This window comes from Haemophilus sp. SZY H53 (genome assembly GCF_054332375.1).
Map to the genome: position 1 here is coordinate 123,732 of NZ_JBTGNV010000002.1, position 26,377 is coordinate 150,108.

Annotated in this window: 25 protein-coding genes and 1 other RNA gene; 16 read left to right on the forward strand and 10 right to left on the reverse strand. The window is 39.4% G+C overall.

The features are described 5' to 3' along the window. Window positions 1–50: 50 nt before the first annotated feature. Together ACXVWB_RS02725 and ACXVWB_RS02730 are read left to right on the forward strand one after the other, a co-directional pair. Window positions 51–1,025, forward strand: a complete 975-nt coding sequence (locus tag ACXVWB_RS02725; RefSeq protein WP_289901282.1) for an aminodeoxychorismate synthase component I — start codon at window positions 51–53, stop codon at window positions 1,023–1,025. Then, complete coding sequence (locus ACXVWB_RS02730) at window positions 1,025–1,591, forward strand: aminotransferase class IV family protein (protein ID WP_289901283.1); 567 nt, start codon at window positions 1,025–1,027, stop codon at window positions 1,589–1,591. Before ACXVWB_RS02725 ends, ACXVWB_RS02730 begins: the two co-directional genes overlap by 1 nt. Before the next feature lie 19 nt (window positions 1,592–1,610). Here the strand turns inward: ACXVWB_RS02730 and recN are convergent, their stop codons facing one another. Then, window positions 1,611–3,287, reverse strand: a complete 1,677-nt coding sequence (gene recN, locus ACXVWB_RS02735) for a DNA repair protein RecN (RefSeq protein ID WP_289901284.1) — start codon at window positions 3,285–3,287, stop codon at window positions 1,611–1,613. Between the two features lie 76 nt (window positions 3,288–3,363). Continuing rightward, window positions 3,364–4,254: an NAD(+) kinase gene (locus ACXVWB_RS02740; RefSeq protein WP_297568517.1), complete on the reverse strand. Its 891-nt coding sequence runs from the start codon at window positions 4,252–4,254 to the stop codon at window positions 3,364–3,366. Between the two features lie 130 nt (window positions 4,255–4,384). Between ACXVWB_RS02740 and grpE the strand changes: the two genes are divergently transcribed. The 9 genes from grpE (at window position 4,385) to cydC (ending at window position 16,633) form a co-directional block, all read left to right on the forward strand. Continuing rightward, window positions 4,385–4,960, forward strand: coding sequence for a nucleotide exchange factor GrpE (gene grpE, locus ACXVWB_RS02745; protein ID WP_289901286.1), 576 nt, complete (start codon window positions 4,385–4,387; stop codon window positions 4,958–4,960). 266 nt (window positions 4,961–5,226) lie between these two features. Continuing rightward, window positions 5,227–7,353, forward strand: coding sequence for an anaerobic ribonucleoside-triphosphate reductase (gene nrdD / locus ACXVWB_RS02750; RefSeq protein WP_289901287.1), 2,127 nt, complete (start codon window positions 5,227–5,229; stop codon window positions 7,351–7,353). Window positions 7,354–7,427: 74 nt separating this feature from the next. Continuing rightward, a complete protein-coding gene (locus tag ACXVWB_RS02755) occupies window positions 7,428–8,009 on the forward strand; it encodes a uracil-DNA glycosylase family protein (protein ID WP_289901288.1) in 582 nt (193 codons plus the stop codon). Between the two features lie 153 nt (window positions 8,010–8,162). After that, window positions 8,163–9,560 carry a DASS family sodium-coupled anion symporter gene (locus ACXVWB_RS02760; RefSeq protein WP_289901289.1) on the forward strand — a complete coding sequence of 466 codons (1,398 nt, stop codon included), beginning with the start codon at window positions 8,163–8,165 and terminating at the stop codon, window positions 9,558–9,560. A gap of 134 nt (window positions 9,561–9,694) precedes the next feature. Beyond that, a complete protein-coding gene (locus tag ACXVWB_RS02765) occupies window positions 9,695–11,005 on the forward strand; it encodes a nucleobase:cation symporter-2 family protein (protein WP_289901290.1) in 1,311 nt (436 codons plus the stop codon). 119 nt (window positions 11,006–11,124) lie between these two features. Further along, window positions 11,125–11,982: a co-chaperone YbbN gene (locus tag ACXVWB_RS02770; RefSeq protein ID WP_289901291.1), complete on the forward strand. Its 858-nt coding sequence runs from the start codon at window positions 11,125–11,127 to the stop codon at window positions 11,980–11,982. An 89-nt stretch (window positions 11,983–12,071) separates the two neighbouring features. Further along, window positions 12,072–13,025, forward strand: a complete 954-nt coding sequence (trxB, locus tag ACXVWB_RS02775) for a thioredoxin-disulfide reductase (RefSeq protein WP_005699879.1) — start codon at window positions 12,072–12,074, stop codon at window positions 13,023–13,025. 117 nt (window positions 13,026–13,142) lie between these two features. Then, window positions 13,143–14,903 (forward strand): heme ABC transporter permease/ATP-binding protein CydD, encoded by a 1,761-nt coding sequence (cydD, locus tag ACXVWB_RS02780; RefSeq protein ID WP_289901292.1) that lies wholly within the window; start codon window positions 13,143–13,145, stop codon window positions 14,901–14,903. After that, window positions 14,903–16,633 (forward strand): heme ABC transporter ATP-binding protein/permease CydC, encoded by a 1,731-nt coding sequence (gene cydC / locus ACXVWB_RS02785; RefSeq protein ID WP_289901293.1) that lies wholly within the window; start codon window positions 14,903–14,905, stop codon window positions 16,631–16,633. Before cydD ends, cydC begins: the two co-directional genes overlap by 1 nt. A gap of 26 nt (window positions 16,634–16,659) precedes the next feature. On the opposite strand, the gene ffs is transcribed toward cydC, so the two are convergent. Then, an RNA gene (gene ffs / locus ACXVWB_RS02790) (signal recognition particle sRNA small type) lies at window positions 16,660–16,758 on the reverse strand. A 127-nt stretch (window positions 16,759–16,885) separates the two neighbouring features. Between ffs and nrdG the strand changes: the two genes are divergently transcribed. Further along, window positions 16,886–17,353, forward strand: coding sequence for an anaerobic ribonucleoside-triphosphate reductase-activating protein (nrdG, locus tag ACXVWB_RS02795; RefSeq protein ID WP_005696501.1), 468 nt, complete (start codon window positions 16,886–16,888; stop codon window positions 17,351–17,353). Here the strand turns inward: nrdG and ACXVWB_RS02800 are convergent. Then, entirely contained in the window at window positions 17,350–18,138 is a 789-nt protein-coding gene (locus ACXVWB_RS02800; RefSeq protein WP_289901294.1) for a TatD family hydrolase, read from the reverse strand. The two genes, nrdG and ACXVWB_RS02800, sit on opposite strands and share 4 nt — an antisense overlap. A gap of 58 nt (window positions 18,139–18,196) precedes the next feature. Then, window positions 18,197–18,706, reverse strand: coding sequence for a peptidylprolyl isomerase (locus ACXVWB_RS02805; protein ID WP_289901295.1), 510 nt, complete (start codon window positions 18,704–18,706; stop codon window positions 18,197–18,199). A gap of 107 nt (window positions 18,707–18,813) precedes the next feature. Here ACXVWB_RS02805 and cysS point away from each other — a divergent pair, with 107 nt between their 5' ends. Further along, window positions 18,814–20,193, forward strand: a complete 1,380-nt coding sequence (gene cysS, locus ACXVWB_RS02810; RefSeq protein WP_289901296.1) for a cysteine--tRNA ligase — start codon at window positions 18,814–18,816, stop codon at window positions 20,191–20,193. Window positions 20,194–20,255: 62 nt separating this feature from the next. Here the strand turns inward: cysS and ACXVWB_RS02815 are convergent, their stop codons facing one another. Continuing rightward, the gene (locus ACXVWB_RS02815) at window positions 20,256–20,561 is read right to left on the reverse strand and encodes a hypothetical protein (protein WP_289901297.1); all 306 of its coding nucleotides are present in this window, start codon (window positions 20,559–20,561) and stop codon (window positions 20,256–20,258) included. 113 nt (window positions 20,562–20,674) lie between these two features. On the opposite strand from ACXVWB_RS02815, the gene ACXVWB_RS02820 reads away from it, so the two are divergent. After that, a complete protein-coding gene (locus ACXVWB_RS02820) occupies window positions 20,675–21,223 on the forward strand; it encodes a sigma-70 family RNA polymerase sigma factor (protein ID WP_289901298.1) in 549 nt (182 codons plus the stop codon). A gap of 11 nt (window positions 21,224–21,234) precedes the next feature. Next, a complete protein-coding gene (locus ACXVWB_RS02825; protein WP_289901299.1) occupies window positions 21,235–21,402 on the forward strand; it encodes an anti-sigma factor family protein in 168 nt (55 codons plus the stop codon). A 33-nt stretch (window positions 21,403–21,435) separates the two neighbouring features. Here the strand turns inward: ACXVWB_RS02825 and ACXVWB_RS02830 are convergent, their stop codons facing one another. Then, window positions 21,436–21,996: a YtfJ family protein gene (locus ACXVWB_RS02830; protein ID WP_289901300.1), complete on the reverse strand. Its 561-nt coding sequence runs from the start codon at window positions 21,994–21,996 to the stop codon at window positions 21,436–21,438. A gap of 110 nt (window positions 21,997–22,106) precedes the next feature. On the opposite strand from ACXVWB_RS02830, the gene ACXVWB_RS02835 reads away from it, so the two are divergent. Continuing rightward, window positions 22,107–22,433, forward strand: a complete 327-nt coding sequence (locus ACXVWB_RS02835) for a zinc ribbon domain-containing protein YjdM (RefSeq protein WP_005699889.1) — start codon at window positions 22,107–22,109, stop codon at window positions 22,431–22,433. A 67-nt stretch (window positions 22,434–22,500) separates the two neighbouring features. Here ACXVWB_RS02835 and pheA read toward each other — a convergent pair whose 3' ends face one another. From pheA to lpxC, 3 genes are all read right to left on the reverse strand, one after another. Next, complete coding sequence (gene pheA, locus ACXVWB_RS02840; protein ID WP_289901301.1) at window positions 22,501–23,658, reverse strand: prephenate dehydratase; 1,158 nt, start codon at window positions 23,656–23,658, stop codon at window positions 22,501–22,503. Between the two features lie 8 nt (window positions 23,659–23,666). Next, window positions 23,667–25,307 (reverse strand): bifunctional UDP-sugar hydrolase/5'-nucleotidase UshA, encoded by a 1,641-nt coding sequence (gene ushA, locus ACXVWB_RS02845; protein WP_289901302.1) that lies wholly within the window; start codon window positions 25,305–25,307, stop codon window positions 23,667–23,669. A gap of 121 nt (window positions 25,308–25,428) precedes the next feature. Next, a complete protein-coding gene (lpxC, locus tag ACXVWB_RS02850; protein WP_289901303.1) occupies window positions 25,429–26,346 on the reverse strand; it encodes a UDP-3-O-acyl-N-acetylglucosamine deacetylase in 918 nt (305 codons plus the stop codon). Window positions 26,347–26,377 lie beyond the last annotated feature (31 nt).

A 26,377-nucleotide genomic window follows, 5' to 3' on the forward strand; every position in this document is an offset into this window, starting at 1 on the left:
ATTATAGCGATTCTGCGTTAAAATCCTTTTTATTTTTTTATCTACAAGCCATGCAAACATTTATTCATCAAGCTAATGCTTATGGCGCATTACGCCAACCTTTTTTCTTCTTAATTGATTTTGAACAGAAGAAACCTCTTATTTGTTCTTTTGATGAAAGCATTGAAAAAGGGCTAATTTGGGATATTCAAAGCGTAAAAAATATCCCTGAAAATCAACCGCACTTTGCTTTGTCTATCATTGATAAAAAGCCCATTACATTACATCAATATGAACAAGGATTTCATCTTGTTCAACGCGAATTACAAAAAGGTAATTCCTATTTACTCAATCTCACTTATCCTACCGGAATCAAATTAAGTGGCAATTTAACTCAAATTTTTCACTCGGTTGAAGCACCTTATAAATTACTTTTGAAGGATCAATTTATCTGCTTTTCCCCTGAATCCTTTGTGCAAATTCGACAAAACAAAATTTATACGTATCCCATGAAAGGAACGATTGATGCGAGCCGGCCTAATGCCAAAGCGAATTTGTTAAATGATGAAAAAGAGCAACGAGAACATTACACCATTGTCGATTTAATGCGTAATGATCTTTCAATGGTTGCAAAAAACATCAGAGTATCTCGTTTTCGCTACATCGATAGTATTTACACAGAACGAGGCGAAATACTGCAAACCAGTTCAGAAATTTGTGGTGAACTGGAGAATAATTGGCAAAATAAAATTGGCTCAATATTAGCTGCACTTTTACCCGCTGGTTCGATTAGCGGTGCGCCTAAAGAAAAAACGGTTTCCATTATCCAACAAGCTGAAAAGCAAGAACGAGGTTATTACACAGGAATTTTCGGTATTTTTGATGGCGAAAGTCTAAATAGCGCCGTCGCAATTCGTTTTATTGAACAAAAAGAGAATAAATTTTATTTTCGTAGTGGTGGCGGCATTACCATTCAAAGCCAACTTGAAGATGAATATCAAGAGTTGATTGCCAAAGTTTACCTTCCAATTCAAAAGGAAAAGTAATGTTCCCTTTATTTGAAACCATCGCCATTGAAAACGGCAAAATTCAAAATATTGCTCTGCATCAAGCTCGCTATGAGCGTAGCCTTATCACTTACTATGGAAAAAGTGCGGTCACTTTTTTTAATCTTTTAGATCTAATTCAAGTCCCTAAGGAGCTAGATAATAAGCTTGTTCGCTGTCGAATTGACTACAACGCTCATCAAACCAAAATTACATACCTTGAATATACACCTAAAATACATCGTGTATTCAAGCCCATAGTCTGTAATGAAATTGATTATTCGCTCAAATATACTGATCGTGAACTTATCAACGCATTATTTGCACAAAAGGGAGAGGCTGATGAAATCATTATTATTAAAGGTGGCTTTGTGACGGACTGTTCTATTGGCAATCTCGCCTTTAGAAAAGGCGGTCAATGGTTTACCCCCAATACCCCTTTATTACAAGGCACACAACGGACACATCTATTGCAATCCGGTCAACTTCAAGAAATTGAAATTAGACAAGAACAACTTAAACAGTTTAACGAAATTCGAGTCATTAATGCCTTAAATGGGCTATAAAATGCCCATTCACTTCATTCTATTTGACTAAATCTAACATCTCTTGTGCATTTGCTAAAGCAAGATCCGTAATTTCACTACCACCGAGCAATCTTGCAAGAGCAGGAACGCGCTCTTCTTGAGAAAGTGCGGTCATTTTAGTTTCTGTTTTATCATCAACGGTAAATTTCTCAACATTAAATTGATGATGTCCGTGGCATGCCACTTGTGGTAAATGGGTCACACAGAGCACTTGGCATTTATCACCTAATTGACGCAATAATTTACCCACTACACTCGCAGTTTTTCCACTAATCCCAACATCCACTTCATCAAAGATCAGCGTTGGAATCGCCGATTGATCGGACGTTAAGACTTGAATCGCTAATGAAATACGAGACAATTCACCACCTGATGCCACTTTTGCTAGCGGTTGTGCTTGTTGTCCTAAATTACTGCGTAAAGTAAAAACGATATTATCTGCCCCATTTGCCGCTACTTTAGCTAAATCCGAATTCACTTCAATGAAAAACTCGGCATTTTCCATTGCAAGCCCTTTAATAGAATGTGTCACCTGGCGCGCTAATTTCTCGGCAGCTTGGTAACGGCTTTCATGTAATTGTTTTGCCGTATGTTGCATTTTCTCAAAGGCGGCTTTTTCTTCCAGAATCAGACGTTCTTCACTTTCTGAAAAATCTAAAAGTGCGGTCAATTCTGCTTTTAATTTTTGATGCCATTCCACTAACTCTTCAGGTTTCACATTGTGCTTGCGTGCAAGTTGTAAAGCTTGACCTAAACGCTGCTCAATCTCTTGTAATAACATCGGATCTTGCTCAATATGAGAAGCAAGGTGTTGGACTTCACTTGTCGCCTCTTGCACTTGGATAAGTGCATCATTCAACATCGTTTGAACGGATGCATAGCGAGGATCTAACTCACTTAATTCATCAATATACTGTGTCGCACGATAAAGCATAGAATCGATACTCACAGTCTCATTTTCACTGAGTAGCTGTAAGGCTGATTGTGATAATTGTGTCAGCTGTTCGCTATTTGATAGACGACGTTGATCCTCTTCTAATTCTAAATATTCATTTGGACGAAGGGCAAACTCATCCAATTCTTCTACCTGATATTGTAAAAGTTGTTTCTTCGCTTCATTCTCGGCGACTTGTTGTTGGAAGTTTTTAACTTGTGTTTGAAGATTTTTCCAGGCTCGATAATCTTCTCGCATTTGTGCGAGTAAATCATGGTGATGTGCAAATGTATCCACCAACTGAAGCTGATAATCATTTTTCAATAATAACTGCGAAGCGTGCTGCCCATTAATATGAATAAGATATTGTCCTATTTCTTTTAATTGGGAAGCCGATACAGGCGTGCTATTGATAAAGGCTTTAGAACGCCCATCTGCATTAATGACACGACGTAGAATACAATCGGAGGGATTATCAGGATCTTGCAATTCTTGCTCTTGCAACCACTGATAAGCGGGGTTAGTTAGTTCAATAAAAAATGTCGCGCAAATTTCAGCTCTTTCCTGCCCTTCTCGAACCATAGAGGTTTCAATACGCTGCCCCAAGCATAATCCCAACGCATCAATAGCAATGGATTTCCCTGCGCCGGTTTCCCCCGTAATCACAGACATTCCTTTCGCCAATTCAATTTCTAATTGACGAACAATTGCAAAATTATTGATGGTAAGTTGGATTAGCATAAAAATCTCCTTAACTGTATATCCATATATTACAACTGATATAATATACAGTAAAGAGATTTTTTAACTTTTTGGATTAGAAATTTTTAAGCCAGCCTAATTTCGTGCTTAATACATTGTAATAATTATAATTTTTCAAGTGTAATAGGCGCAGTTTGTGCGGGCTTTTTTCAATATGAACCACATCATCTGGGCAAAAATCGAGTGCCATTTGACTATCACAGCCAACTTCTAATTGAGAAGTATTATGCTCAGCAAAGCGAATGGAAATTTTGCTGTCGCCATCAATGACTAATGGTCGAGAAGAAAGTGTGTGCGGGAACATCGGCACAAGGGAAATCGCATTTAAATTTGGCGTTAAAATCGGGCCACCAGCAGAAAGTGAATAAGCCGTTGAACCTGTTGGAGTGGAAACAATCAACCCGTCTGAACGTTGAGAAAAGGCAAATTTATCGTTGATATAAACATGGAAATCAATCATGTGCGCAATTTTAGCGGGGTGAATCACCGCCTCATTTACCGCATTACCGCTAGAAATAATTTCCCCATTGCGTTCAATTTTAGCTTCCAATAAAAAACGCTCTTCGACAAAAAACTCGCCGCGTTCCAAACAAGCTTCAAGCTGCGCATAAGCATTTTTCGGGTCGATATCGGTCAAAAAGCCCAAGTTACCTCGGTTTATACCAATCATTGGAATATGATATTTAGCCAAAATACGAGCTCGCCCTAGCATATTGCCATCACCACCGATCACTATCACAAGTTGTGCTTGCTTACCGATTTGTTCAACTGTCGCTAACACCTCTTCGGGTAAACCAAATTTTTCACCGACGTCTTTTTCCACTAAAACTCGATAGCCTCTCTCTTTCAGCCATTGATACAAGTTTTTATGCATTTGCAAATTAAGATCGCGACGCGGTTTTCCCATCAAGGCGATGGTTTTAAATGATTTGACTAATTCATCCATAACTATGATTGCTCCCAAGTGCAAACTCACCGATTTCTGACCCCACTTGAATTTAAAATTTTAGCCATTATATTACATAGCAATTCAATTTTGCTAAAATAGCACTAATTTTTGATAAATGGAGAAAAAGATGTCAGAACAAGCACAAAACTTAAATGAAAATGAAGAACTTGTTGAAGAAGTTCAACAGGAAACCACTTCAACGGAAGATCCGTTAGAAGAAGCGATCGCTCGTGTACAAGAGCTTGAAGAACAATTAAAAGCGCAAGTCGAAGAAACCTCTAAAAAAGAACAAGATTTATTGCTTCGCACGCGTGCAGAAATTGACAATATGCGTCGCCGTAGCGAACAAGATATTGAAAAAGCGCATAAATTTGCACTAGAAAAATTTTCAAAAGACATTTTAAATACCATTGATAACTTAGAGCGTGCGCTTTCAACACCTGCTAATAAGGAAGATGAAAGCATCAAAGCGTTATTCGATGGTGTGGAGCTGACTTTAAAAGAGTTACTCTCAACGGTTTCTCGCTTTGGTGTCGAACCTGTTGGTGCAGTGGGTGAAACCTTTAACCCTGATCTCCACCAAGCTATCTCTATGCAACCAGCTGAAGGGTTTGAAAGCAACCAAATCACCACCGTTTTACAAAAAGGCTATACCTTAAATGGTCGTGTGATTCGCCCAGCTATGGTAATGGTTGCAGCTTAATTTCTTTTCTATGACTTAAAGAGCGGACGATTTTTCGTCCGTTTTTTTATTGCCAAAAACTTGATTAAGATCAAATTTATTACAAAATAATTTGAGAATAATTCTCAACAAAAACACTCTTACTTCCCAGATTTATCAAGGTTTCAACTCAATTTCAACCATCGAAAAATACAAAATAACACTATATATTGTGTGTTGAACTATTAAACAAAACTATATATAGTGCTTTCAATTTTTTTTCATAGCGACCTTACAGGAGTCATAAAATGAACGCTTTCTTTGTGATTAAGCGTGATGGTTCACGAATTGGGTTTGACCTACAACGCATTACTAATGCAATCAAAAAAGCAGCAAGTGCGGTCAATATTGTTGATGAAATTTATATTCATGAGCTGAGCCAGCGAATTAATACTGAAATTTTTAGTCATTATCAGCATGAAATTGATATCAACCAGATTCAAAAAATTGTTGAAGATCACTTAATGACAAGCAAGTATCCACAAATTGCACGTGCCTATATTGAATATCGTCACGATCGTGATCTTGCACGTGAAAAACGCAGCCAATTAACTAAAGAAATTGAAGGGCTGATTGAGCAAAGCAACGTGGAATTGCTTAATGAAAACGCCAATAAAGATGCGAAAGTTATCCCTACCCAACGTGATTTACTGGCAGGTATTGTGGCAAAACATTATGCCAAACGTCATATTCTGCCAAGAGATGTTGTTGAAGCCCATGAAAAAGGGGAAATCCACTATCACGACTTAGATTATGCGCCATTTTTCCCAATGTTTAACTGCATGCTCGTTGATCTAAAAGGCATGCTTTCACATGGTTTTAAAATAGGCAATGCTGAAATTGAGCCGCCTAAATCTATCGGTACAGCAACAGCGGTTACCGCACAAATTATTGCTCAAGTCGCTAGCCATATTTATGGCGGTACAACCATTAATCGTATTGATGAAGTACTTGCACCTTATGTTCAACTCAGCTTTGAAAAACATTTGAAAAATGCCGCCCAATGGCAAATTCCGGATGCGGAAGGTTATGCGAAAGCGCTAATTGAAAAAGAATGTTTTGATGCGTTCCAATCCCTTGAATATGAAGTCAATACGCTCCATACATCAAATGGTCAAACGCCCTTTGTTACCTTTGGTTTTGGCTTAGGTACAAGTTGGCAAGAACGGTTAATTCAGCAATCGATTTTGAAAAACCGTATTCGTGGCTTGGGTAAAAATCATAAAACGCCCGTCTTCCCTAAACTGGTCTTTACCATTAAAAAAGGCGTGAACCAAAACGAACAAGATCCAAACTATGACATTAAAAAACTGGCATTAGAATGCGCTTCAAAACGCATGTATCCAGATATTTTAAACTATGATCAAGTGGTTAAAGTCACTGGCTCATTCAAAGCCCCAATGGGTTGTCGTAGCTTCTTAGGTGCCTATGAAGAAAACGGTCATGAAGTGCATGATGGTCGCAATAATTTAGGTGTGGTGAGTTTGAATCTGCCCCGTATTGCCATTGAAGCACAAGGAAATGAAGAAAAATTCTACCGCACTTTAGATGAACGCTTAGTCCTCGCGAAGAAAGCCTTACTTACCCGTATTGCGCGCCTAGAAAATACCAAAGCTCGTGTCGCGCCAATTCTCTATATGGAAGGCGCTTGCGGCGTTCGACTAAAAGCCGATGATAATGTTGCGGATATTTTCAAAAATGGACGAGCATCAATTTCTTTAGGCTATATTGGCATTCATGAAACCATCAATGCACTGTATAAAAAGGGACATATTTTTGACGATGAGCAACTGCGTGAAAAAGGCATCGCGATTGTGCGTCGTTTAAGCGAAGCGGTAAAACAATGGCAGAAAGAAACCGGCTATGCATTTAGCCTTTATTCCACACCAAGTGAAAACTTGTGCGATCGTTTCTGCCGTTTAGATACCAAACAATTTGGTGTCATTGACGGCGTTACCGATAAAGGCTACTACACTAACAGCTATCACTTAGATGTAGAGAAAAAAGTCAATCCATACGATAAATTAGACTTTGAAATGCCTTATCCTAAACTAGCAAGTGGCGGCTTTATCTGTTATGGCGAATACCCTAACATTCAACATAACCTCAAAGCACTCGAAGATGTGTGGGATTATAGCTACGATCGCGTGCCTTATTACGGCACCAATACGCCAATTGATGAATGTTACGAATGTGGCTTCACGGGAGAGTTTAATTGCACAAGTAAAGGCTTTGTTTGTCCGAAATGTGGCAACCATGACAGTGCAAAAGTCTCCGTGACCCGACGAGTTTGTGGTTATCTCGGCAGCCCTGATGCTCGTCCATTCAACGCTGGCAAACAAGAAGAAGTAAAACGTCGAGTGAAACACCTATAATGTCGCAGCATTGATTATGATAAAATAGCTCATCAAAAGTGAGCTATTTTTATTTCAATAAATAAGGAAGTACCATGCCAACACTGACACAAATCACGCAATCCATTATGCAAGATCCCGATAATCAATCATTCACAGCAAAAAGAATTGAACCGCTTTTTGCGGCACCAACGACAGCTCGTATTAATATTGTCGGACAAGCCCCCGGAATTAAAGCGCAAGAAAGTCGTTTATATTGGAATGATAAAAGCGGTGATCGCCTACGCAAATGGCTAGGTGTGGATCGCGATACCTTTTATCACTCGGGTATGTTTGCAGTCATCCCGATGGATTTTTATTACCCTGGGAAAGGAAAATCGGGTGATTTACCACCGCGCAAAGGCTTTGCGGAAAAATGGCATCCAGCAATTCTCGCTAACTTGCCCAATATCGAGCTCACCATTCTTATCGGGCAATATGCACAAAAATATTATTTACCTGAAAACGAGCTTAATGTGACTGAGACGGTTCACCATTTCCGTGATTTTCTTCCCCACTTTCTTCCGCTTGTTCACCCTTCTCCACGCAATCAAATTTGGCTCAAGAAAAATCCATGGTTTGAGCAAGAGATAGTTCCAACATTACAAAAGCAAGTGAAAGCGATTTTATCTTATTAGTTTAACATCTGATTTATAAGGTTATCTTTAATAAATTCAATATATTAATAATACTTCTTTATTATGATACTAATCCGTTTTGAGTATGTCTTCTTTTCTGATTAATCTTTCTTGTGCTACAATCGGCGACTATTAACAAATATGAGGAAAAATATGCAACAAACCCCTGTTACTAACTCAAGAGCCAAAGCTTGGAATAAAAATGCGATTATATTCCTCGTCGATGTCGTGCTCTTCTTTGTTTTATTAAACACGCTTCCTTTTGAGCTAGCAGTCAATAAAGGTTTAGCATTATTAGCATTCGTGGCAATTTTATGGCTTACTGAAGCAGTAAATGTCACGATTACAGCGCTATTTGTTCCTATCCTGTCCGTATTATTAGGATTGGTAAATAGTCGTGAGGCCTTGGTGGCTTTTGCCGATCCAACTATTTTCTTATTTTTTGGCGGATTTGCGCTTGCGACCGCATTAAATGTGCAAAAAATTGACCAAATGATTGCCAATAAAATTATGCAATTAGCCAAAGGTCGATTATTCATTGCTGTTCTTTATCTATTCTTAGCCACGGCTTTTTTATCTATGTGGATGAGTAATACGGCTACAGCGGCAATGATGATACCACTTTCCATGACGATCTTAAGCCAATTAGATCGTAATAAAGAACATAACACTTATATATTTGTATTATTAGGCATCGCCTATAGTGCCACTATTGGGGGTATGGGGACTTTGGTAGGAAGCCCTCCTAATGCCATCGCTGCCTCTCAGCTTCATTTAGGTTTTGCTGACTGGTTAATGTATGGCACGCCAGTGATGTTAATTTTATTCCCAATTATCATCGGTTGGTTATACATCGTCTTTAAACCGAAATTAAACCTTCATTTTGAAGCCGAATTTGCCAAAATCCATATGAATAAAAAACGTATTTTAACTTTAGCGATTTTTGTAGCGGTGGCAATTCTTTGGATTTTTGGCGGCTATCTCAATCCCATTATTTCTCAATTATTAGGACTCCCTAAACCAATCGGCAGTTTTGATAGTATGGTCGCACTCTCTGCAGCAATTGTTATTTGTGTAACAGGCATCGCAAGCTGGAAAGAAGTACAAGAAAATACAGAATGGGGCGTACTTTTCCTCTTTGGTGGTGGTTTAACATTAAGCTCGGTTCTTACCCATTCTGGTGCAAGCAAAATCATGGCGGATGGTATAGTCTTCATTATTGAGGGGGGCCACTACTATGTGATGGCATTAATTGTTGCAGCATTTATTGTGATTTTGACCGAGTTTACTTCAAACACGGCAAGTGCAGCCTTACTTGTCCCAATCTTTATATCTATCGCTCAAGCACTCAATATGCCTCCGCTTGGTTTTGCGATGATTATTGGTTTGGGTGCATCTTGTGCTTTTATGATGCCGGTTGGTACACCGCCTAATGCAATTGTGTACGCCACAGGCTTTGTCAAACAATCTGAAATGGTTCGTGTCGGTAAGTTTATTGATTTAACCTGTATAATCGTTATTGCAACTATTGCTTATCTATTCTGGATGTAGCCTTTAAAACAGACAAGAGCGGTTGAAAATAACATGATTTTTAACCGCTCTTTTTTATTTTACCTACGCAAACGTTTGCGTAAATGAGAATTTCACGTATAATTCGCACAATTTTTTTATACTTAAAAGAACCTATGAATAACAACCTACTTTATACCGTGGAAGACAAACCACCTTTCGGATTGAGTTTACTCCTTGCGGCACAACATTTACTTGCTGCACTCGGGGGTATTATTGCCGTACCATTGGTCATTGGTAACGTCTTAAAATTACCGACCGAAGATACCATTACATTAGTTAATGCTGCGCTTTTAATTTCTGGTGTAGTCACGGTTATCCAATGTAAAGGCTTAGGACCTGTGGGCATTCGTTTACCAAGTGTGATGGGAACCAGTTTTACTTTCGTTGCCGCCGCACTGGCCATTGGTTTTAGTGAATATGGTATCGCTGGTATTCTAGGTTCTTCTCTCATTGGTTCCTTAGTGATGATTATCGGCAGTTTCTTCATGCCGTATATTCGCAAATTGTTTCCACCACTTGTGACGGGGACTGTTGTCATGATGATCGGCTTAAGCCTGATTCCAGTTGCGGTTGACTGGTTCGCGGGTGGTCAACGTGGTGATGCGAATTATGCGACGCCAGAAAACTTAATGATGGCGAGCTTTGTGTTGGTGATCGTAGTCGTGCTCGTGCAATGGGGCAAAGGGATTTTCTCTGCCGCAGCAATCGTTATTGGAATGATGACAGGCTATCTCGTTTGTTTAGCCATGGGCTGGGTAAGCTTTGAAGGCGTAAAACAAGCTCAAACTTTTGCGATTCCACAACCACTACACTTTGGCTTAGCCTTCCCAATTTCAGGTATTATCGGCATGTCCATTGCGTATTTAGTGACGATTGTTGAATCAAGCGGTAACTTCCTAGCACTAGGTAATGCTACCAAAACCGAAATCACCGGCAAACATTTACGCGGTGGCGTTTTAGCCGATGGTTTAGGATCTGCCCTAGCTGCCATTATGTCCACCACACCATTCTCTTCATTCTCACAAAACATTGGTGTCATTTCTCTAACGGGCGTGGCAAGTCGTCACGTGGTTGCGCTAACCGGTGTACTTCTAGCGCTAGCAGGCTTATTCCCTGTATTCGGCGCATTAATTGTTTCAATTCCATTGCCTGTATTAGGTGGTGCAGGCTTAATGATGTTCGCGATGATTATCGCTGCAGGTATCCAAATGTTGGATAAAGTGGCACGTAGCAAACGCAATGGTTTAATTATCGCGATTTCCATTGGCTGCGGCTTAGCGGTGACGACTCGTCCAGAATTGCTTGATAAATTACCGCACTTTTTCAAAGAAGTGCTCGGTTCAGGTATTACTGTAGGTTCATTACTTGCCTTAATTCTTAACCTCGTGCTTCCAGAAGATAAAGTGGAAGAAACAAAAGAATAAAAATAGATAGCGAATAAGGGCAGATTAACACTGCCCTTTTCTTTTCCTGTAAAACATTTCTAAAACTGACCGCACTTTGTTAAAATCAGGTATCATTTTCCATTGATCAAGGAATAAAAATGTCAGATTTACCTTTTTTAGTTGAACTCAACGAACAAAATCTTACGGAAACGTTGCAACGTTCCGTCGAAACCCCGCTTGTCATTAACTTTTACGCACCAAGCCATAAAGAATCGGCAGATTTTGCCAATCTATTACAACGCGTGGCAGAACAACACCAAGGACAATTTATTCTCGGCTTAGTCAATTGTGAAACGGAGCAAATGATTGCCGCACAATTTCGTATTCAAGCGTTGCCTACAACTTATCTTTTTAAAGAAGCACAAGCATTAGATGCGTTCCCAGGTGCATTAGATGAAGCCAGCTTATTGCAACGTTTGAGCGCCATTTTGCCAAAAGAAGAAGATTTAAAATTCCAAAAAGCCTTGGACTTTTTACAAGTGGAAGATTACGACTCGGCCCTTCCACTACTGAAAGAAGCCTGGGAGCTTTCAGATAAGAAAAACAGCGATGTCGCATTACTTTATGCAGAAACCTATATCGCCATGAAAAAAACAGAGCCAGCGGCAGATATTTTAGCGCAAATTCCAATTCAGGATCGCGACAGCCGTTGGCATGGCTTACAAGCGCAAATTGAACTTTTAATTAAAGCGGCTGATACACCAGAAATTCAGCAATTACAAGCGGATTATGCGAAAAATCCAACGCCTGAAATTGCGTTGAAATTGGCTGTTCAGCTACATCAAGCCAATCGAAATGAAGAAGCATTGGATTTATTATTTAACATTCTAAAACAAGATCTTTCTGCAGAAAATGGTGAAGTGAAACAACAGTTTTTATCTATTTTATCAGCCATTGGCAATGCAGATCCTATCACCAATAAATATCGCCGATGGCTCTATTCATTGCTTTACTAATACGATCAACTATTTTTTTATGCATGAAGGCTTTATAATGAACGAATTCCAAAAGCCTCATGCTTTATTTTATAAACAAAGGATTCTTTATGTCAGACGTTAAACACAGTAAATTATTAATTTTAGGTTCGGGCCCTGCGGGTTATACTGCGGCTATTTATGCTGCTCGCGCAAACTTAAAACCTGTTTTAGTGACCGGTCTTCAACAAGGTGGGCAACTTACTACCACAGATGAAATTGAAAATTGGCCGGGTGATTTTGAAATGACAACTGGCCCTGGTTTAATGCAACGTATGTTGCAACATGCTGAAAAATTTGAAACCGAAATCGTGTTTGATCATATCAATAAAGTCGATTTATCTTCTCGCCCATTCAAACTTTATGGCGATATGCAAACCTTCACATGTGATGCGTTAATCATCGCAACAGGGGCATCAGCACGTTATATCGGATTAGAATCTGAAACCGCTTATAAAGGCCGTGGCGTTTCAGCTTGTGCAACCTGTGATGGTTTCTTCTATCGCAATAAACCGGTTGCCGTTGTCGGTGGCGGAAATACCGCAGTTGAAGAAGCGCTTTACTTAGCCAATATTGCGTCTGAAGTACATTTAATCCACCGTCGCGATAGCTTCCGTGCGGAAAAAATCTTAATCGATCGCTTATACAAAAAAGTCGAAGAAGGCAAAATCGTGCTTCATACTGACCGCACTTTGAATGAAGTGTTAGGCGATAACATGGGCGTAACAGGTGTACGTTTAGAAAACGTGAAAACTGGCGAAAAAGAAGACGTGAAATTAGACGGTTTATTTATTGCCATCGGTCATGCGCCAAACACTGAAATCTTCCAAGGTCAGCTTGAACTTAATAACGGTTATATCGTTGTGAAGTCTGGTCTTGAAGGCAATGCAACAGCAACGTCTGTGGAAGGCGTATTTGCTGCGGGTGATGTAATGGATCACAACTATCGCCAAGCTATTACTTCAGCAGGTACAGGCTGTATGGCTGCATTAGATGCTGAACGTTATTTAGATGCACAAGAATAAGTGCGCTAAATTCTCATGTAAGGTGCGTAAAACAAGGTTTCACGCACCTATTATTTTTCAAAGGTAGATTTTTTAATCCTCTAGCCAACCCATCCTATCCTAGGATAAACAAAAACAATGGACAAACTTCGCCAAAAATACTTACAAAAATGGCTTCGTGCGCAACAACAACCTGTTAAAAAATTAATGCACACCAATATTGCCCTTGCCACACTTTCTTCCTTAATTCTTGTGGCTCAAACCTATTTTCTTGCGACATTGCTCGACAAGCTCATTATGCAAAATGTCGATCGCACTGAATTGGTTCTCTATTTTATTGCATTAATCATGACTTTTGCTTTGCGTGCGGCCATTTTATGGCTGCGCGAAAAAATTGGCTTTAAAGCTGGTCGATTACTACGCAACGATATGCGCCAAAAGATCTTAGACAAAATCCACCAAGTGGGACCAGCTACCATCAATAATAAACCCGCCGGTAGCTGGGCAAGTATCATGCTTGAACAAGTTGAAAATCTGCATAACTTCTATGCGCGCTTCTTACCACAACAAAGTTTGTCTGCCATTGTACCAATGGTGATTTTAATTGCCGTATTCCCGCTCAACTGGGCGGCTGGATTGATTTTGATGGTCACTGCACCGCTTGTACCAATTTTTATGATTCTGGTGGGGATTGCAGCAGCGGATAGCAGCCAAAAAAATATGGCGACCCTTTCTCGCTTAAGTGCACAATTCTTGGATCGCTTACGTGGTTTAGAAACCTTACGTCTTTTCAACCGCACTTCAGAACAAACACAACATATTGAAAACACAACAGAAGACTTCCGTGAAACGACCATGACGGTACTTAAAATGGCGTTTCTCTCTTCTGCTGTGTTAGAGTTTTTCACCTCCATTTCCATTGCTTTAATGGCGGTGTACTTTGGTTTTAGCTATTTAGGCCAAGTCGAATTTGGCACTTATGGCACTACGCTGACCTTATTTACCGGTTTTTTCTGCTTAATTCTGGCACCAGAGTTTTATCAACCATTGCGTGATCTCGGGACTTACTACCACGATCGTGCAGCTGGTATTGGTGCGGCTGATGCCATTGTTGATTTCTTAGAGGCGGATTATTTAATTGCACATCAAGGCAATGAACAAATTCCAGCGCAAAGTGCGGTCGACATTCAGGCTGAAAATTTAGTGGCGCTTTCTCCACAAGGTCAACCATTAACTAAACCCCTTTCATTCCATATTCCGGAAGAAAGCCATATTGCCCTTGTGGGCCAAAGTGGTGCAGGAAAAACCTCTTTAATCAATGTATTACTGGGTTTCTTGCCTTATGAAGGCTGCTTAAAAATTAACGGTGTGGAACTGAATCAAAGCCGTTTAAGCGACTGGCGTAAACAAATTGCGTGGGTAGGTCAGAACCCATTACTGCTACAAGGCAGAATCAAAGAAAACCTACTTTTAGGTGATATTCAAGCTACTGATGAGCAAATTGAGCAAGCCTTGATTTCTGCTCAAGCGAAAGAGTTTACCGATAAATTAGGCTTAGATAGTGAAATTAAAGATGGTGGGATTGGTGTATCTGTAGGCCAAGCTCAACGCTTAGCGATCGCTCGCGCTTTACTACGCAAAGGCAATTTATTATTACTCGATGAGCCAACGGCTAGCCTGGATGCTCAGTCTGAAAATCTGGTACTTGCTGCCCTTGCAGAAATGAGCCATAACCAAACGACCTTAATGATCACACACCGTATTGAAGATCTAAAACAATGTGACAATATTTTTGTGATGCAAGAAGGTGAAATTGTTCAACAAGGGCATTTCAACCAATTAAAAGATCAAGGCTTCTTTGCCGAATTATTGGCTCAACGAAAAGAGGATATTCAATAATGCGTGCTTTACTTCCCTTTTTACGTTTATTTAAATTCGCCAAGCTGCCTTTATTTTTAGGCTTGGTTTTAATGATCACGGGCCTCGTATCCAGTATTGGCTTGCTGACCACTTCGGGTTGGTTTTTAGCGGCAACGGCCATTGCGGGTCTTGGCACGTTATTTAATTTCTTCTATCCATCTGCTTCTGTGCGTGGGCTTGCTATTAGCCGCACCTTTTTCCGCTATTTTGAAAAGTTAGTGACGCACGATGCGACTTTCCGCATTTTGGCTAAATTACGCGTGCAAGTTTTTGAGAAGATTATTCCCTTAAGCCCTGCGGTGTTAAATCGCTACCGTAACAGCGATTTATTAAACCGCTTAGTGTCGGATGTAGATACCCTCGATAGCCTTTACCTTCGCTTAATTGCGCCATTTATTACGGCTATTTTTGTAATTCTAGCCATGTGTATTGGCTTAAGTTTTGTTAATGCACCTTTAGCCTTAGGTTTAGGTGTGAGCCTGCTTTTATTAGTATTCGTCATTCCAACCGTTTTCTACAAACTGGGTAAAAAATTTGGCGATAAACTCGTGCATTCACGCGCACTTTATCGCACGCAATTCTTAGAATTTATCCAAGCACAAGCGGAATTATTGCTCTTTAATGCTGAAGATAAATTGAAAGATAACATGGCTAAAACTGAAGCTAACTGGCAAGCAGACCAGCAAAAAGAAGCAAATTTAAGCGGATTTTCAACCGCACTTTCACTCTTTTTAAATGGTTTAATTATTGCCGCAATGTTGTGGTTTAGCTCACAAGCGGAGTTTGGTAACGATGAATATCGCATGGCATTTATTGCGCTCTTCACTTTTGCGGCCTTAGCTTCATTTGAAATCTTAATGCCATTAGGTTCTGCATTCTTACATATCGGGCAAGTCATTGCGTCAGCTGAACGCCTGACAGATATTATCGAACAACAACCATTAGTGGCTTTTAATGGCAAAGCGGAGTTCGATCAAAACGCCACAACATTAATTGAAGCCAAAGATCTTTCTTTTACTTATCCTGAACGTCAAAATCGTGCTTTAGAGAATTTGAATTTAACTATTCAAAAAGGCAAAAAAGTCGCAATTTTAGGTAAAACAGGCAGCGGAAAATCCACGTTATTACAGCTTTTAGTGCGTAATTATGATGCTAATCAAGGAGAATTATTCCTTGCTGGAAAACCCATTGCTGATTATTCAGAAGACACATTACGCAACCAATTCTGCTTTTTAACGCAACGTGTTCATGTATTTAGCGATACACTTCGTCAAAATCTGCAATTTGCAAGTGCGGTCAAGATTTCAGATGAAAAAATGATCGAGGTGTTAAATCAAGTTGGTTTAGGCAAATTGTTGGAACAAGAACAAGGTTTAGATATTTGGTTAGGTGATGGCGGCCGTCCACTTTCTGGTGGAGAACAACGTCGTTTAGGCTTAGCGCGTATTTTGCTTAATGATGCGCCAATTTTATTATTAGATGAGCCAACTGAAGGTTTAGACCGAGAAACGGAACGCCAAATTCTGCGTTTAATTCTTGCCCATGCTGAAAATAAAACCTTAATTATGGTGACTCACCGCTTAACGGCGATTGAGCAATTTGATGAGCTTTATGTGATTGATGAAGCAAAGCTAATTGAAAAAGGCACTTATGCAGAATTATTGCAATTAGAAAAAGGGTTCTTCAAACAATTAGTGGAGCGTGTGTAAAACAAGGAAGGATAAGTTGGGTGGAAATCTTCCCAGCTTATTCTCGGCACACAGAAATTCCGACTTTGGCTGCTTTCTTCCGAACCTGACCGAGTAAACCGGACACCGTTGCGAGAGACTGAGAAGATTTCCATTGATATCGCAATGCGATTAGGTGGGCTATTATGCAAGAATTGGCCCGGTATTGCAAAGGTTAATTTATCAATTCGGTGAATTTGACGAGAAAATCAACCGCACTTTTGAGGTAAAACCATGAACTATCTCCAATACTACCCTACCGATGTTGTAAATGGCGAAGGCACGCGTTGTACCCTTTTCGTTAGCGGTTGTACGCATGGTTGCCGTGGTTGCTACAACCAAAAGAGTTGGTCTTTTGATAATGGCGTATTATTTGATGAAGCAATGGAGCAACAGATCATCAATGATTTAAAAGATACGCGCATTAAACGTCAAGGACTTACACTTTCTGGTGGGGATCCGATGCATCCTCGTAATGTTGAAGCCTTACTTCCTTTTGTACAACGTGTAAAAAAAGAATGTCCTGATAAGGATATTTGGGTGTGGACGGGATATAAACTAGATGAACTAGATGATTATCAACGCCAAATGTTACCTTATATTGACGTGCTCATTGATGGAAAATTTATACAAGAACAGGCTGACCCAAGCTTAGTTTGGCGCGGTTCAGCCAATCAAGTGATTTACCGTTTTAAGGTTTAACCGAATAAGGTTAAGCTATTCTGCCAAGCCGTTTCTTTAATTACTTCAGCATTTTCACTTCTTAAACGGCATAACACCTCAAAGGTGTGAACAATCCGTTCTGGTCGATTAGGTTGTCCTTGAAAGCCAAACACTGGCATATCTGGTGTATCCGTTTCTAATACCAGCGCATCTAATGGTAACTTCGCAATCGCTTGGCGGGTTTTATTTGCACGTTCATAAGTAATGGTGCCGCCTACGCCAATTTTATAGCCTAAATCCACAAATCGTTTTGCTTGATCATAACTTCCAGAAAAACCATGCACCACACCACATTTTGGCAAATTAGCCTGTTTTAAAAAACGGAATAATTGCTCGTGGGATTTACGACTATGTAAATTAACCGACAGATTGTATTTCTTCGCTAAATAAAGCTGACTTTCCAAAAAGTGCTGTTGCTTTTGCCATAATTCATCGGTCAATAAATCGGGAATCGCACACTCTAAGCCTATTTCTGCTACGGCTGTACAATTTTGATTACGAATAGATAATGCCGCATCCAATATCTCTAAATCATGCTCTTGATGTTCTTTGATATAAAGAGGATGTAGCCCAAGCCCATAATAAAGATGCTCAGGGAAAAGTGCGTTCATATTTTGGATCGTTTTAAAATCCGATTCTTTTACCGCCACAATCAAGATTTTTTGCACATCAGCTTGCTTAGCGTTCTCCACGAGCTGAGCTAATGGCTCACCAGTGTCATGATGAAGATAATCAAGGTGGGTATGAGTATCGAAGAAAGGCATAATGTTATTTTACTTAAGAAAAAAGGTGTGTAGATTGCGTATCCACACACCGAATTAATTATTCTACAGAAACGGATGTAATCACCACATCTTCTGTCGGCACGTCTTGGTGGAAGCCTTTATTACCGGTTTTTACTTTTTTGATTTTATCAACCACATCCATGCCTTCAACCACTTCACCGAATACGGCATAGCCCCATTCTTGCACAACTTCACGGCCAAACATCTCTTTTGAGCGATAGTTTAAGAAGTCATTATCAGCTACGTTAATGAAAAATTGTGCGGTTGCAGAATGAGGATCAGAGGTACGCGCCATGGCGATTGTGCCACGTTTGTTGCTTAAACGATTATTGGCTTCATTTTGGATCGGTGCGTTTGTTGCTTTTTCACGCATTCCGCTTTCCATACCACCGCCTTGGATCATAAATCCATCAATAACACGATGGAAAATTGTGTTATTATAGAAACCGTTTTTACAATAATTTAAAAAGTTTTCTGCAGTGATTGGCGCTTTATCAAAATCAAGTTGAATTTTAATATCGCCAAAATTTGTGTGTAATGTAACCATGTTGTTTTCCTCTTGAAAATTAAGGCATTCATTATTCCACAAATGGCGAGAAAGTGCCACCATGAGCAGAAAAAGTGCGGTCGGATTCCAATCAGAAGAGAAAAAATATGTTAAAGATCTTTAATACCCTCACTCGTGAAAAAGAAGTGTTCAAACCTATCCATGAAGGAAAAGTGGGTATGTATGTGTGCGGCGTGACCGTTTACGATTTATGCCATATTGGCCACGGCCGTACCTTTGTATGTTTTGATGTGATTGCTCGCTATTTACGCTCTTTAGGCTACGATTTAACTTATGTGCGTAATATCACGGATGTGGACGATAAAATCATTAAACGTGCATTAGAAAACAAAGAAACCTGCGATCAACTTGTGGATCGTATGGTACAAGAAATGTATAAAGATTTTGATGCGTTAAACGTATTACGCCCTGATTTTGAGCCTCGTGCGACGCATCATATCCCTGAAATTATTGAGATTGTGGAAAAACTGATTGCACGTGGTCATGCTTATGTTGCAGACAATGGTGACGTGATGTTTGATGTAGAAAGCTTTAAAGAATACGGCAAATTATCACGCCAAGATCTTGACCAATTACAAGCGGGTGCACGTATTGAAATTAATGAAATCAAGAAAAATCCAATGGATTTCGTGCTTTGGAAAATGTCGAAAGAAAACGAACCAAGCTGGCCATCCCCATGGGGCGCAGGTCGCCCAGGTTGGCACATTGAATGTTCGGCGATGAACTGCAAACAACTTGGTGAACATTTTGATATTCACGGCGGTGGTTCTGATTTAATGTTCCCGCACCACGAAAATGAAATTGCGCAATCTTGTTGTGCTCACGGTGGCCAATATGTGAATTATTGGATCCATTCTGGCATGATCATGGTAGATAAAGAAAAAATGTCGAAATCCCTCGGCAACTTCTTCACTATTCGTGATGTATTAAACCACTACAATGCAGAAGCGGTACGTTATTTCTTACTAACGGCACACTATCGTAGCCAACTCAATTATAGTGAAGAAAACCTGAATTTAGCACAAGGTGCATTGGAACGTTTGTACACCGCTTTACGTGGCACTGATCAAAGTGCGGTCGCTTTTGGTGGTGAAAATTTTGTGGAAGCCTTCCGTGAAGCCATGGACGATGATTTCAATACGCCTAATGCCCTTTCTGTCCTATTTGAAATGGCGCGTGAAATCAATAAATTGAAAACTGAAGATGCAGAAAAAGCCAATAGTCTTGCTGCGCGTTTACGTGAGTTAGCGGGTATCTTAGGTTTACTTCAACAAGATCCAGAAAAATTCTTACAAGCTGGCTCTGACGATGATGAAGTCGCAAAAATTGAAGCGCTCATCAAACAACGCAACGAAGCTCGTGCAGCTAAAGATTGGGCTGCTGCGGATGCGGCACGTAATGAACTCACCGCGATGGGAATTGTGTTAGAAGATGGCGCCAACGGCACAACGTGGCGTAAACAATAATCTCACTTTGATACAAAAACGGCGGTCAATTTGACCGCCGTTTTTCTTTTAAGAAGAAAGCATTACATTTTCGGGTTTTCCATTGTTTTTGCTTTTTTCTTCATTTCTTTTGTTTTCATATCATTAGATTGCATGCCTTCTGATTTCATATTATCCATTTTCATGTCGTGAGATTTCATATCATGAGATTTCATCATTCCATCCGATGCCATTTTGTCGTTTTGCATTGGCATAGCGTCTTTTGTCATCGGCATGGGATCTTTTGCCATCGACATTTCATTAGATTTCATATCGGTCGCATAAAGACTGGTTGCGAAGAAAAGTGCAGCAATAGCGGTAAAGGCTGTTTTTGCAGTAATATTTTTCATTTTGAATCTTCCTTAATTTGTGAATAATTAACGTTATCTAGAAAGGCCTTCCCCTTTCATTATCATTAGACGAATCAGGAACCTTTTTCTTACACATTTTCCAAGGAAAAAATATGGAAACCGGAATTTCCGATAAAGAACTGACACTAATTAGAGAGCAAATGCTGAAATTTGCCACATTACAGGTGGGCGATTCTGTATTGGCTGAAGATTTGGTGCAAGAGAGTTTTTTAAGTGCATTTAACCATCTTGAACAATTTAAACGACAAGCCGCATTTAAAACCTGGGTCTTTGCTATCTTAAAAAATAAAATCATTGATTTTCTTCGCCAGAAAGGCAAATTAGTGCTAGAAACCGAAATTGAAGATGAAGAACAAACCAATCATTTCTTTGATGAAGGGGGACACTGGAAAGCTGAACATTCCCCACTTGATCTTGAACAGAGCGAGAGTGCGGTCTATTCCGAAGAGTTTTGGCTGATTTTTGAAACTTGTTTAACTTGCCTACCGGCCAAACAAGCCAAGATTTTTATGATGAGAGAGTTTTTGGAATTATCTTCCGAAGAAATTTGCCAAGAAAATCAACTAAGTATAAGTAACTTGCACACGACGCTCTATCGTGCCCGCTTACAACTTCAAAACTGCTTATCTCATAAACTTTAAGGAGTGACTTTATGAAATGTCGCCAAGCGACTCGACTCATTTCAGATGCGCAGGAACGCCCATTAATGACCAAAGAAAAAATTGGGCTCAATTTGCATCTTTCCATTTGTACACATTGTCGTAAATTTCAACGAAATTGTGGCACATTGAGAAAATTAATGCTGGATTTCAAAGGATAAAAAAGCGGAAGACAACTTCCGCTTATAGGTCTGTTACTTCACCATTAACGCTGTTACACGTGAAATGACTTCCTTGACTTCATCATCCGTCAATTTACCTTCTTTCACAAATTGCACTTTGCCGGTTTTATCAAGCAAAATAATCACGCTGTCTTTTTCACGTAATCCCCATGCATTTTTGACCGCACTTTTATCATCTAAAATCACTTGGCTGTGGGCATTTTCTTTTTTGCCTTTTTCTGCACTACTTTTCACAAACATGCCTGTGCCCACAACAGCATCATCAGCATTAATAATCGTCGTGGTTTGATATTTAGCTTGGTTAAAATGAGCGGCTTTGATGGCTTCGATCATTGCTTGATTTTTCTCTTTTGCCGCACTTCTGCCTGCAATGTGCTGAATCACACGGACTTTGCCAGGTAATGCCGTTGCGCTCCACGATTTATACGCCACATCATTGCCATTTAAAGTAATTTCACCCTTATCTGAAACCGTTACATTAGCTAAAAGTTGGTTAGGTTGGATATTGTGAGCGAATGCATTAACTGAGATTAAACTCCCCATAACTGCACTCAAAAGCATAATTTTTTTCATAAATACCTCATAAATTCCGTGAAATTGCCCATTTTTGGCGAATAGTCACTTTTTTGTTATACTCCGTGCGCATTATACTTTGCTTAAATCAGATAAAGAAGGAAAAAGAAATGGATCAAATGCCAGCTTGCCCAAAATGTAAAGGCGAATATGTTTATCATGATTCTGTGAATTTTGTTTGCCCTGATTGTGGCAATGAGTGGAATGGTAACGAAACAGTTGAAGCCGATGAAGATCAACTGATTGTTAAAGACAGCAACGGTAACTTGTTAGCCGATGGTGATGATGTGCTTTTAATTAAAGATTTAAAATTAAAAGGTTCATCTGAAGTGTTGAAGAAAGGCACGAAATTCAAAAACATCCGTCTGGTAAACGGTGATCACAACGTTGATTGTGGCAAAATTATGTTGAAATCAGAGTTCTTGAAAAAAGCCTAAAAATTCCCGATAAAAAGAGCGGTCGATTTTAACGTTGTTTTAAATCGACCGCTCTTTTTTATTTTCGTTATACCTTCGCAGGTTTCACAATTTCACTTGGATAACAACCAAGTACTTTCAGATAATTACTGAACTGCTTAAGCTCTTCCAAGGCGATTTGGGTATCAGGATGATGAATATTTCCTTCAATTTCCAAATAGAACATTTCTTCCCAAGGTTTTCCATAAATAGGACGAGATTCAAGCTTGGTCATATTAATACCATGCTTTTTAAACACAAGTAAAGCATCCACCAAAGAACCCGCTTGTTGCGATGTTGTCATCAACAATAAGGTTTTAGTATGAATTTGCGGTGAAACTTCTCGAGCTTGTTTGGCTACCACAATAAAACGAGTAATATTGTTTTCTTGATTCGCAATATTATGTTTTAACACATGTAAGCCGTAAAGCTTGCCGCCATCTTCATTGCCCAGTGCCGCAATATTCGGTTTATTCAAGCTTGACACAAGCTGCATGGCATGAGAGCTACTTTCGCAGTACTCGATATGCACTCGCTCAAGACTTTGAATAAATTGACTACACTGCTGGATCACCTGTGGATGGCTATAAAGTGTATCAATTTTGCTTAAATCATCCTGTTCATTCACTAAAACACAATGCTTGATAGGATAAGCCAACTCGCCTACCAAAGATAAGTTGGTATGTTGAAGTAAATCATAAACTTCATTAATTGCGCCTGATGTGGTGTTTTCTAAAGGAAGTACGCCATAATCAGATTCCCCACTTTCAACCTTTTCAAAAATTTGAGCAAAGGAATCACAGCTGATTTCAGCAAATTGCTGATGGTAGCGAGCAGCATAATTACGCGCAGCCAAATTAGAGTAAGAACCACGCTTGCCTAAGAAAGCGATATGTAACGTTTCTTCTCGTTGCTCATTGAGCTTTTTCTGTAAATACACTTGCTGTGTGAGCACAGAATCTTCAATGATCTTTTGGAAGACTGCGGTAATATATTGCGGTTCAAGCTGATAATTTTGACTTTCAGAAAATTGAATAAGCTCTTGTAACAGTTGCTGCTCGCGCTCTAAATCGCGCAACGCTTTTTGCGTCACTTCTTTGCTTCTTACTACATCATATGCCAGCCGGTGACGCTCTGAAAGCAGCTTTAACAAGCTGCGATCAATTTGCGTAATTTGCTGACGAATTTCGGATAACTCTAATGCCATTTCATTCCTTATTTAAAGGTTACTTCATTATGAGGGATATATTTTTCAGCACTAATAGGTGAATTTTTCTCAAAAAATTCTTTTAAAACATCCGCATCAATAAAACCGGTGTTAACGAAAGTTGGATTTTTTGTCATGACTGGATAACCATCTCCACCGGCAGCATTATAGCTTGGGACAGAAATACGGTAAGTTTTATTTAAATCCAATGGTTTACCTTGAATTTTCACATTTTCAACTTTCTTATCCGCACGATTTACTGTCATGCTGATACCTGAATATTGTGCATAGGCACCCGAATCCACTTCTTTCAATGCCACCACATTTAAATAATCCAGTAATTCTTTACCGGTTAATTCAAAATAGCTCACAATATTACCAAATGGATGGATTTTTAAGATATCTTTATAGGTTACATCACCTTCTTGGATAGAATCACGAATACCACCTGAGTTCATGATACCAATGTCTGCTTTCGCTTTTTGACGTTGTGCTTCTGCAATTAAGTGACCAAGGTTAGTTTGTTCAAAACGAATAATGGTACGATCACCTTCTAACTTACCATTTAATTTCCCCACTTTTTGGCTTAATAAAGCATCACCTTTATCTTGGTAAGACTTTAAAAGTTTTTCCATTTCTGGATCTTGTGGAATCTCTTCGGCATAGTTCACATATTCTGTTTTACCGTCTTCTTTTTTCACTTTTTTCTTCAAGTTCACTGGAATTAATTGATAATTCACTAATTTTAACTCACCATTTTTGAACTCAAAGTCAGCTCGACCAACGTATTTACCCCATTCAAATGCTTGCATAATCCAAGTACCATTTTGGAAATCTGGTTTACATGGTTGAGTTGGTTGATAATCTTTAATCCATACCCCTTTATCATCCACGCAAATCGGATCATGGCTGTGACCACCGATAATCATATCGAATGCGCCTTTATCTAGATTACGCGCAAGACTTACATCACCAGGCGCATTTGAACCATGTTTCGCATCATAGTAATAGCCCATATGTGTTAAAGCGATTTTTACATCGGGCTTAACGGTTTCATTTAGCTCTTTTAATGTAGCTTTTGCTACCGTTGTTGGATCTTCAAATTTCACATTATGAAGGTATTCTGGGTTACCTAATTTTGCAGTATCTTCTGTGGTTAAACCGACCACGGCAATTTTAAGATCTTGTTTATTTAAAATGGTATAAGGTTTAACTAAGGTTTTACCTGTTTTGGTATTAATGACGTTTGCAGATAAGAATGGGAAGTTCGCCCATTTTTCTTGCATATCAAGAATTTGTAGTGGATTATCAAACTCATGATTACCTAATACGGTTGCTTCATAGCCCATCGCATTCATTGCTTTAATGTCAGGTTCTGCTGTTTGCATATCTGACTCAGGTACACCAGTATTAAAATCACCTGCATTTAATAAAACGAGTGAACCACCTTTTTGCTCGACTTCAGCTTTTACGCGATTAACAATTGTTTTGTGTGCAGGAAAGCCATATTCACCTTTTGCATTCGGCCAAAAATGTCCGTGCGTATCATTGGTGTGCAATATGGTAAATTGATAGGTTTTGTCCTGTTCATATGCCATTGCCGCAGAAGTTGCTAGCACAAGAGGAAGCACGGTAAATAATTTTTTCATAGTAAAAACACCTCTATTTTTGACCGCTCTTTACCTTCGCAGAAAACAAAAATAATAGAGCAAGATGGGAAATAAAAAAGCTATACTCCCGAAAGAAGTATAGCTTTTCAACAAAACACTGTTAGATGAGTACCTGCGCAGGCGCAACATAACCTTGTGGAACTTGTTTCTTATCTTCAAAGGTAACAAATTCCCACGCTTCCTGATCGGCAAGTACAGCACGGAGTAACTTATTATTTAAACCGTGACCAGATTTATAAGCTTTGAAATCACCGATGATGTTATAGCCACACATGTAAAGATCGCCAATCGCATCAAGCATCTTATGACGAACTAATTCATCTCTGAAGCGTAATCCATCTTCATTTAAGATACGGTAATCATCTAATACGATAGCATTATCTAAGCTACCACCTAATGCAAGGCCTTGAGATTGAAGATACTCAATATCTTTCATGAAACCAAAGGTTCTTGCACGACTAATTTGATGTACGAATGCTTGTGCTGAGAAATCCATCACGTAATTGCGTACATTTTTACTAATCGCAGGATGAGCAAAGTCAATTGTGAAATCTAAACGGAAACCATTGTAAGGTTTAAACTCTGCCCATTTATCACCGTCTTCTACTCGTACATTTTTCTTAATACGAATAAATTTCTTCGGTGCATTTTGTTCTTCAATACCTGCATCTAAAAGCAAATAAATAAATGGGCTTGCACTACCGTCCATGATTGGAATTTCAGGTGCATCAACTTCAATGATAATATTATCAATACCTAAACCCGCTAATGCTGCGTTTAAGTGTTCTACGGTTGAAACACGCACACCTTGTTCATTCACCAGTGCAGTACAAAGCATGGTATCACGCACTGAATTTGCATTTGCAGGGAAAGTCACCGGCGGATTAAGATCAGTACGGCAGTAAATCACGCCAGTATTCGGCATAGCCGGACGCAACGTTAATGTTACTTTTTTACCGCTATGTAAGCCAACACCTGTGACTTTAATGCTTTGTTTTAATGTTCTTTGTTTAATCATCTTTTTTACCTTATTGTTTCACAACAAGATT

Excerpts from the sequence above, each read along its gene's own strand:
- ushA (WP_289901302.1), bottom strand. The coding sequence starts at position 25,307 with ATGAAAAAATTATTTACCGTGCTTCCTCTTGTGCTAGCAACTTCTGCG.
- ACXVWB_RS02835 (WP_005699889.1), top strand. The coding sequence starts at position 22,107 with ATGGATCAAATGCCAGCTTGCCCAAAATGTAAAGGCGAATATGTTTAT.
- lpxC (WP_289901303.1), bottom strand. The coding sequence starts at position 26,346 with ATGATTAAACAAAGAACATTAAAACAAAGCATTAAAGTCACAGGTGTT.
- ACXVWB_RS02760 (WP_289901289.1), top strand. The coding sequence starts at position 8,163 with ATGCAACAAACCCCTGTTACTAACTCAAGAGCCAAAGCTTGGAATAAA.
- ACXVWB_RS02770 (WP_289901291.1), top strand. The coding sequence starts at position 11,125 with ATGTCAGATTTACCTTTTTTAGTTGAACTCAACGAACAAAATCTTACG.
- ACXVWB_RS02765 (WP_289901290.1), top strand. The coding sequence starts at position 9,695 with ATGAATAACAACCTACTTTATACCGTGGAAGACAAACCACCTTTCGGA.
- ACXVWB_RS02725 (WP_289901282.1), top strand. The coding sequence starts at position 51 with ATGCAAACATTTATTCATCAAGCTAATGCTTATGGCGCATTACGCCAA.
- ACXVWB_RS02755 (WP_289901288.1), top strand. The coding sequence starts at position 7,428 with ATGCCAACACTGACACAAATCACGCAATCCATTATGCAAGATCCCGAT.
- nrdD (WP_289901287.1), top strand. The coding sequence starts at position 5,227 with ATGAACGCTTTCTTTGTGATTAAGCGTGATGGTTCACGAATTGGGTTT.
- ACXVWB_RS02815 (WP_289901297.1), bottom strand. The coding sequence starts at position 20,561 with ATGAAAAATATTACTGCAAAAACAGCCTTTACCGCTATTGCTGCACTT.
- cysS (WP_289901296.1), top strand. The coding sequence starts at position 18,814 with ATGTTAAAGATCTTTAATACCCTCACTCGTGAAAAAGAAGTGTTCAAA.
- ACXVWB_RS02830 (WP_289901300.1), bottom strand. The coding sequence starts at position 21,996 with ATGAAAAAAATTATGCTTTTGAGTGCAGTTATGGGGAGTTTAATCTCA.
- ACXVWB_RS02820 (WP_289901298.1), top strand. The coding sequence starts at position 20,675 with ATGGAAACCGGAATTTCCGATAAAGAACTGACACTAATTAGAGAGCAA.
- ACXVWB_RS02730 (WP_289901283.1), top strand. The coding sequence starts at position 1,025 with ATGTTCCCTTTATTTGAAACCATCGCCATTGAAAACGGCAAAATTCAA.
- ACXVWB_RS02740 (WP_297568517.1), bottom strand. The coding sequence starts at position 4,254 with ATGGATGAATTAGTCAAATCATTTAAAACCATCGCCTTGATGGGAAAA.
- ACXVWB_RS02800 (WP_289901294.1), bottom strand. The coding sequence starts at position 18,138 with ATGCCTTTCTTCGATACTCATACCCACCTTGATTATCTTCATCATGAC.
- grpE (WP_289901286.1), top strand. The coding sequence starts at position 4,385 with ATGTCAGAACAAGCACAAAACTTAAATGAAAATGAAGAACTTGTTGAA.
- cydD (WP_289901292.1), top strand. The coding sequence starts at position 13,143 with ATGGACAAACTTCGCCAAAAATACTTACAAAAATGGCTTCGTGCGCAA.
- pheA (WP_289901301.1), bottom strand. The coding sequence starts at position 23,658 with ATGGCATTAGAGTTATCCGAAATTCGTCAGCAAATTACGCAAATTGAT.
- ACXVWB_RS02825 (WP_289901299.1), top strand. The coding sequence starts at position 21,235 with ATGAAATGTCGCCAAGCGACTCGACTCATTTCAGATGCGCAGGAACGC.
- cydC (WP_289901293.1), top strand. The coding sequence starts at position 14,903 with ATGCGTGCTTTACTTCCCTTTTTACGTTTATTTAAATTCGCCAAGCTG.
- nrdG (WP_005696501.1), top strand. The coding sequence starts at position 16,886 with ATGAACTATCTCCAATACTACCCTACCGATGTTGTAAATGGCGAAGGC.
- recN (WP_289901284.1), bottom strand. The coding sequence starts at position 3,287 with ATGCTAATCCAACTTACCATCAATAATTTTGCAATTGTTCGTCAATTA.
- trxB (WP_005699879.1), top strand. The coding sequence starts at position 12,072 with ATGTCAGACGTTAAACACAGTAAATTATTAATTTTAGGTTCGGGCCCT.
- ACXVWB_RS02805 (WP_289901295.1), bottom strand. The coding sequence starts at position 18,706 with ATGGTTACATTACACACAAATTTTGGCGATATTAAAATTCAACTTGAT.